Source organism: Mesorhizobium sp. M7A.F.Ca.US.007.01.2.1 (assembly GCF_003998165.1).
In the GTDB taxonomy this organism is placed as follows: Bacteria; Pseudomonadota; Alphaproteobacteria; order Rhizobiales; family Rhizobiaceae; genus Mesorhizobium; species Mesorhizobium ciceri.
Map to the genome: position 1 here is coordinate 1 of NZ_RZQP01000325.1, position 5,469 is coordinate 5,469.

General features: G+C 64.4%; 5 protein-coding genes. 3 read left to right on the forward strand and 2 right to left on the reverse strand.

Annotated elements, in window-relative coordinates; translation table 11 throughout:
- Nucleotides 1-778, reverse strand: a 778-nt coding sequence (locus tag EN949_RS32540; protein WP_164782612.1) for a magnesium chelatase domain-containing protein, incomplete at its 3' end; no start/stop codon positions are given.
- 174 nt (nt 779-952) lie between these two features.
- Nucleotides 953-1,894, reverse strand: coding sequence for a glutathione synthase (gene gshB, locus EN949_RS32545; protein ID WP_027161179.1), 942 nt, complete (start codon nt 1,892-1,894; stop codon nt 953-955).
- Between the two features lie 300 nt (nt 1,895-2,194).
- Here gshB and EN949_RS32550 point away from each other — a divergent pair, with 300 nt between their 5' ends.
- From EN949_RS32550 to EN949_RS32560, 3 genes are all read left to right on the forward strand, one after another.
- Nucleotides 2,195-3,544: an EAL domain-containing protein gene (locus tag EN949_RS32550; protein WP_013528600.1), complete on the forward strand. Its 1,350-nt coding sequence runs from the start codon at nt 2,195-2,197 to the stop codon at nt 3,542-3,544.
- A 267-nt stretch (nt 3,545-3,811) separates the two neighbouring features.
- Complete coding sequence (locus EN949_RS32555) at nt 3,812-4,579, forward strand: SDR family oxidoreductase (protein WP_127366211.1); 768 nt, start codon at nt 3,812-3,814, stop codon at nt 4,577-4,579.
- On the forward strand, nt 4,576-5,469 hold an 894-nt coding region (locus EN949_RS32560; protein ID WP_164782613.1), incomplete at its 3' end, for a 2-dehydro-3-deoxygalactonokinase. The genes EN949_RS32555 and EN949_RS32560, both read left to right, overlap by 4 nt.

Genomic DNA, 5,469 nt, shown 5'->3' on the forward strand with positions numbered 1-5,469 from the left:
ATTTGCCTTCGCCGAGCTCTCCCGCCACCGACGCGATCATCGAGACTTCGAGCAATTCCTTCGGCGCCAGTGGCGGCAGGATCGACGGCAGCCGCTGCGCCAGCATCGATTTGCCCGAGCCCGGCGGGCCGATCATGAGAAGATTATGCCCGCCGGCGGCCGCCACTTCCAGCGCCCGCTTGGCGGTCTCCTGGCCCTTGATGTCGGCGAGGTCGGGCAAATCCAGCGCGGCGGCGTGGATGCCGGCCTCGGGGCGCGACAGCACCTGCGTGCCGCGAAAATGATTGGCGATGGCAATCAGGCTGCGCGGTGCCAGAATGTCGAAATCCTTTCCAGCCCAGGCCGCCTCAGGTCCGCAGGCGAACGGGCAGATCAGGCCTTTACCCTCGGCATTGGCGGCGATCGCCGCCGGCAAGGCGCCGGCGACCGCGGCAATCGTGCCGTCGAGGGACAATTCTCCAAGTACGACATAGCCGGCCAGCATGTCGCCCGGAATGGCGCCAAGCGCAGCCATCAGGCCAAGCGCGATCGGCAGGTCGTAGTGACTGCCTTCCTTCGGCAGGTCGGCCGGCGCCAGATTGACCGTGACTTTCTTCGACGGCATCGACAGGCCGGATGCATGCAGTGCGGCCTGCACCCGCTCGCGGCTTTCGGCCACCGCCTTGTCGCCCAGGCCGACGATGTGCATGTTGACCTTGCCGGGCGCGATCATCACCTGCACGTCGACCGGCACGGCCTCGATGCCCTGGAAAGCGACCGTGCGAACCCGCGCCACCATTTCTTTGCCCCCAGGCCACAACCCACGCGATGGCCAAGAAATGGCCCCACGGGCAGACAATCACAAATCCTCGGTCAAATCAAGAACATTACGGGAACATGTGAGCGCGTGGGTTGCAGCCGAATTGAGCGCGGTTGCAAAAACGGAACATGGTTAAGACAAAATGAAAACGGCTTACCCGCGCTTGCCTTCGACTGCATCCCAGAACAGGCTGGCGATGTCGGCGCCGCCGAAGCGTTTGACCTCGCGCACGCCGGTCGGCGAGGTGACATTGATCTCGGTCATGTAGTCGCCGATCACGTCGATGCCGACCAGGATGAAGCCACGCTCCTTCAGCGAAGGCCCGATGCGTGCGCAGATCTCGCGTTCGCGCGCCGTCAGCTCGGTCTTTTCGGCGCGGCCGCCGACATGCATGTTGGAGCGGGAATCATGTTCGGCGGGCACGCGGTTGATGGCGCCGACCGGCTCGCCGTCGATCAGGATGATGCGCTTGTCGCCCTTGCGCACGTCCTTGAGATAGCGCTGCACGATATAGGGTTCGCGAAACATCTGGCCGAACATTTCCAGCAGCGAGGCCAGGTTGCGGTCGCCCTCCAGCAGATGGAAGATGCCGGCGCCGCCATTGCCGTAGAGCGGCTTGACGATGATGTCGCCGAACTCCTTGCGGAAGGCGGCAACTTCGAGTGGATCCTTGGTGATCAGCGTGTCCGGCATCAGGTCGGCAAATTCGGTGACGAAGATCTTTTCCGGGCTGTTGCGCACCCAGGCCGGGTCGTTGACCACGAGCGTCTTCGGGTGGATGCGCTCCAGGATGTGCGTGGTGGTGATGTAGTTCATGTCGAAGGGCGGATCCTGGCGCAGCAGGACGACATCCATCTCCGACAGATCGGTGCGCACCTTCTCGCCCAGCGAATAGTGGCTGCCTTTCTCGTCGCGCACCTGCATCTCCTCAATGCGGGCAAACACCTTGCCGTCGCGCAACGACAGCCGATCCGGCGTGTAGTGGAACAGCTCATGGCCACGCCGCTGCGCTTCCAGCGACAGCGCGAACGAGGTGTCGCCGGCGATCGACACGGTGGAGATGTGGTCCATCTGGACGGCGATTTTCAGCTTCATGGCGGGTCTCCGGCGGCTCGGATGGACGACTGTCCTGCCTGTACAGGCTCACTGCCCGTCTGCCAATCGCGACCTTTTGAAGATTGGCATCAGCAAGTCGCAAGCTCGGCCCTGCCGGTCATTCCGTGACAGGAGCCAGGCTGCGCGTCCTCGTTGTTCCTTGAGCCCGAATGCACACCTCACATCGATCCTTCGAAACAGGTCGCGGTTGCCCATGGAAAATCGATTTCGCGATACGTTTCCTAAAGGGTTTGCTGCCAGTCTGAAAATAAATTCCGAAGTCACAAAACAGGGACACCGATGCAAACTTCGTTTGGCACCGGTCAGGCAAACAGGGAGAGCACGGATCTGGCATTCACCGATCCGTTGACCGGGCTTGGCAACCATCGCCGCTTCTTCGACAAGGTCGATCGGCTGATCGCCGACCGAGCCGACGATCCCGCGCCCTTTACCGTCGGGATTCTCGACCTCGACGGCTTCAAGCCGATCAACGATCTGTTCGGCCACAAGGCCGGCGACGACATCCTGATCCAGGTCGCGATGCGGCTGCGCGCCTCTATGGACGGCTATTCCACGGTCTGCCGCATCGGCGCCGACGAATTCGCTTTTCTCTATCCGATGGTATTCAGCGAGGACGCTGCGGCCGAAAAGTCGCGCATGCTGATCGAGATCCTGTCGGCGCCCTACGATGTCGGCGAACGCACCGCCAGGCTTTCGGCCTCGGTCGGCTGCTCGTTGTTCTATTCGGGCGACGAGACCACGGAAATCCTCATCAACAAGGCAGAGACGGCACTCTACCACGCCAAGCGTTCCGGCCGTGGCCGCGTCGTCGTCTACACCCGTGAGATGGAAGAAGCGGCCAAGCGCGTCACCCGCATCGAACAGGCGCTGCGCCGGGCTGTCTCGGCCGGCGAGGTGGAGCCGCATTTCCAACCCATCGTCGATCTCGCCACGCGCCGCACCATCGGCTTCGAGACGCTGGCGCGCTGGACCGACCGCGACCTGGGTTCCGTGCCGCCGACCGTCTTCATTCCCATCGCCGAGGAGCGCGGCATCATCGGCCCGTTGTCGCAGCTGGTGCTGCGCAAGGCGACGGAGGCCGCCAGAAGCTGGCCGAAGGACCTGTTCCTGTCGTTCAACCTGTCACCCTCGCAGCTCGTCGACCAGAACACCGGCCTGCACATACTGGCGATCCTCGACCGCACCGGCTTCGATCCGCGCCGGCTGGAGATCGAGATCACCGAGACCGGCCTGATGAACGACCCGGCCTCGGCCGCTCAGATCGTCGAGGATCTGCGCCGCGTCGGCATCCGCGTCTCGCTCGACGATTTCGGCACCGGCCAATCCTCGCTCGGCCGCTTGCGCGAATTCCATTTCGACAAGCTCAAGATCGACCGCGCCTTCGTCTCCTCCATTCTCGACGACAGGCCGTCGGAACACATCATCCGCGCCATTCTGGCCATGTGCGAAGGGCTCGGCATGGACGTCGTCGCCGAAGGAATCGAGCAGGAAGCGCAGGCCGATCGCTTGGTCCAGTTTGGCTGCGCCGGCGGACAGGGCTATCTGTTCGGCAAGCCGGTCGATGCCGACGCCACGCTCGGCTATCTCCGCGATTCCTTCCGCGGCGCCCTGCGCGCCAAGGCGATCTGACCGGCGATCCTCCCCAATCCCCAACCCCGACGGTGCTGCCGTGCGCATCCGGTGCGGCGCATTGTCGTTTTGTCTGACATAAGCCCTGAAATTCGGCGGTTCGCCCTTGCCCGCGCGCCTTGCGTGGCTAGGATGCGCGCCGATCACGCTACGGCGCCGTGCGTCTTTCAAGACGCGCAAAGGACGCTGTAGCATTTAACATTTGCGCATGATCCCTTTCCGAAAATCGACCCGATTTTCGGGGTCATGCGCTGGGAGACAAGAACGATGATGCCATCGGCGCATTTTGCCGACCTCGAAGGAGCCTCGGTGCTGATCACCGGCGGCGGCTCCGGAATTGGCGCGGCACTGACCGAGGGTTTTGTGCGCCAGGGCGCCAATGTCGCCTTCATCGACATCGCCGACGGCCCAAGCACAGTTCTTGCCGACCGCATCGAGAAAGAATTCGGCCGCCGGCCGCTCTATCTCAAGACCGATTTGCGCGATGTCGAGGCCCTGCGGGCGTCCGCCGCGAAGGCTGCCGAGGCGCATGGCGATGTCACCGTGCTGGTCAACAATGCGGCCTGGGACGAACGCCACGCCGTCGAAGACGTGACGGTCGAGTTCTGGGACAACAACCAAGCCATTAATCTGAGGCCGCATTTCTTCACCGCGCAAGCGGTGGCGCCGGGCATGAAGCGGGCCGGCGGCGGCTCGATCATCAACTTCACCTCGACGTCCTATCTGATCAACCACCCCGACATGCCGTCCTACACGGCCGCCAAGGCCGGTATCCTCGGTCTGACCAAGGGGCTGGCCGGCAAGCTCGGTGTGGACGGCATCCGCGTCAACGCCATCGCGCCCGGCTGGGTGATCACCGTGCGGCAGAAGGAGCTCTGGGTGACCGAACAGGGGCTTGCCGCCCATGTCGCCAAGCAGTGCATAAAACAGGTGATGCAGCCGGACGACATCGTCGGCACCGTGCTGTTCCTGGCCTCGGACGCCTCGCGCATGCTGACGGCGCAGATGCTGGTCGTCGATGGAGGCTTCCTGTGAGCCAAGCCGGCAACGCACCGGCGGTCGCCGCCGTCGACTGGGGCACGACCCGCATGCGGGTCTGGCTGATCGACGGGCAAGGCAAGATGCTTGCCGAACGCCGCGGCGATGACGGCCTGATCACCGCGCAGCAAGAGGGCTTTTCGACCATCCTCGAAGGGCATCTGGCGGCGATGGGAGCACCAGCGGCGCTGCCCGTCATCATCTGCGGCATGGCCGGGTCCCGCCAGGGCTGGCTCGAAGCGCCCTATGTCACCGTGCCGGCGCCGCTTACCGCCATCCTTGCGGGTGCCGCCAGCGTGCCCGGCCAGAGCCGTGACATCCGCATCGTTCCGGGCCTTGCCCAGCGGCTGACTGACGCGCCCGACGTCATGCGCGGCGAGGAAACCCAGCTTGCCGGCGCCGGCCTGCCGGCCAGGGGGCGCCAGTTGGTCTGCATGCCCGGCACCCATTCGAAATGGGTGCTGGTCGAGGATGGCGCCGTTACCGGCTTCGGCACCTGGCCGACCGGTGAGCTGTTTTCCGTGCTTGCCGCGCATTCGATCCTGCGCCACTCGCTCGGCGAGCACCCCAAGCCGGTCACATCGGAAAATCCGTTCTTCCGCCGCTGGTGCGAAACCGCATTGGGCGAAGGCGGCGATGTCACCTCGCGGCTGTTTTCGATCCGGGCTGCCGGCCTGCTGCAGGATTTGAAAGCCGACGATGCCGCCGCCTGCCTGTCCGGCCTTTTGATCGGCGGCGAGATCGCCTCCGCCAGCCGCCGGCATGGCGCCGGTGCCGAACCCGTGGTGCTGATTGCCTCCGGCGCGCTGGCCGCACTCTACCAGGCCGCACTTGGTCTTGCTGGGCTTGAGGTCCGCGCCGTCGACGCCGACGAGGCAGTGCGTGCC

Coding starts and splice junctions, on each gene's coding strand:
- gshB (WP_027161179.1), bottom strand. CDS start 1,894: ATGAAGCTGAAAATCGCCGTCCAGATGGACCACATCTCCACCGTGTCG.
- EN949_RS32550 (WP_013528600.1), top strand. CDS start 2,195: ATGCAAACTTCGTTTGGCACCGGTCAGGCAAACAGGGAGAGCACGGAT.
- EN949_RS32555 (WP_127366211.1), top strand. CDS start 3,812: ATGATGCCATCGGCGCATTTTGCCGACCTCGAAGGAGCCTCGGTGCTG.